Source organism: Spirosoma oryzae (assembly GCF_003002825.1).
In the GTDB taxonomy this organism is placed as follows: Bacteria; Bacteroidota; Bacteroidia; order Cytophagales; family Spirosomataceae; genus Spirosoma; species Spirosoma oryzae.
The window spans coordinates 1-1276 of sequence record NZ_PVTE01000073.1; the positions used below are offsets into that span (position 1 = coordinate 1).

1 protein-coding gene and 1 pseudogene are annotated in these 1276 nt (G+C 48.0%); both read right to left on the minus strand.

Annotation, left to right across the window (positions count from 1 at the left end):
• Window positions 1-14: 14 nt before the first annotated feature.
• Window positions 15-761 (minus strand): annotated as a pseudogene (locus CLV58_RS27880) (IS3 family transposase); the annotation flags it as partial.
• A 169-nt stretch (window positions 762-930) separates the two neighbouring features.
• Window positions 931-1224 carry a transposase gene (locus CLV58_RS27885; protein ID WP_106141123.1) on the minus strand — a complete coding sequence of 98 codons (294 nt, stop codon included), beginning with the start codon at window positions 1222-1224 and terminating at the stop codon, window positions 931-933.
• Between the last annotated feature and the right edge of the window lie 52 nt (window positions 1225-1276).

The following is a 1276-nucleotide window of genomic DNA, read 5'->3' on the forward strand; positions in this document are numbered from 1 at the left end:
TGGGGTGGTCCAGTTTAGCGGCACACTGAACTCGCGAGTTTTGTGTAATATTCCTGCTCAAACTGTTCAGGGCTCTTGTAGCCCAGCGACGAATGCTTGCGCACCCGATTGTAGTACATTTCAATATACTCGAAGATTTCGGTTCGAGCATCCTCCACACTCAAGAACGTTCCCCCTTCCAAAAGCTCCGCTTTCAAGCGGCTCCAGAATGACTCCGCAAAAGCATTGTCATAGGGATCGTCGGCTCGACTCATGCTAGGCCTAATCTGCCACAAACTGATTAGTTCATGCAGATCATTCGACACATATTGCCCACCCCGATCCGAGTGAGTAATCAAGCCAGGGTTGGGCTGGCGAGATCGCAAGGCATTACTCAGGGGAATGATAACCAGGTCATCTTCCATGTTGTCATCGACTCGCCAGCCTACCACTCGCCGAGAGAACAGATCCATCCAAGAACCTAAATAAGCCCAGTCTCCATTACTCAACGGCAGATAGGTGATATCGCTCACCCAAATTAAATTGGGGCCTTGTGGTAAAGGCTGCCCTAGCAGTAGGTTAGGCCAATACCCCTTCCCGTGGGTGCTATCCGTCGTACGAGGCACAAATGACTTGGGTTGAATAGACTGTAAACCAGCAAGTTTCATCAGCGTTCGCACTTGATGACGCCCCAATTCATGGCCTTGCTCTTTTAACTCAGCCATAATCCGTCGACTCCCATACCGGCGCTTATGATTGGCGAAAACCTGTTCGATCAATTGCTGTTTCCTTCCCTTTTCAACCGTTGGCTTGTAGCTCTCTCCCCGGTTATCTTGTAGCTCTCTCCCCGGTTATAACGATAGTAGGCTGTGCGGCTTAGACCCAATACAGAGCAGAGTGTTTCGACTGGAAATACATCGGCCAATCCCTTGACAAGATCGTAGCGTAACGTCAGGTCTGTCGGCTGAAAATGCTCAAGGCTTTTTTTAATATCTCGCGCTCAGTTTCCAGTTGCCGCACTCGATCTTTAAGTTGCTGATTTTCCAAAACCAGTTCACTTTGCTCATTACTTACTTTTTTTACCCCTAGGTTCTGACTTTTCCAACGGTAAATTAAATTCTCTGAAACACCTAACGCCTTGGAAATATAAGTGGCGGTCTGGCCACTGGCCAACATTTTGACGACTTCGCTCTTGAAGTCAGCGTCATATTTACGCCGAGTTTTGGGTTTACCTGGTTGCAGCATGATCTTGCTAAGTTAAGCAAGTTCACTGTGCCGATTAATTAGACCATCTCAG

Coding starts and splice junctions, on each gene's coding strand:
- CLV58_RS27885 (WP_106141123.1), bottom strand. CDS start 1,224: ATGCTGCAACCAGGTAAACCCAAAACTCGGCGTAAATATGACGCTGAC.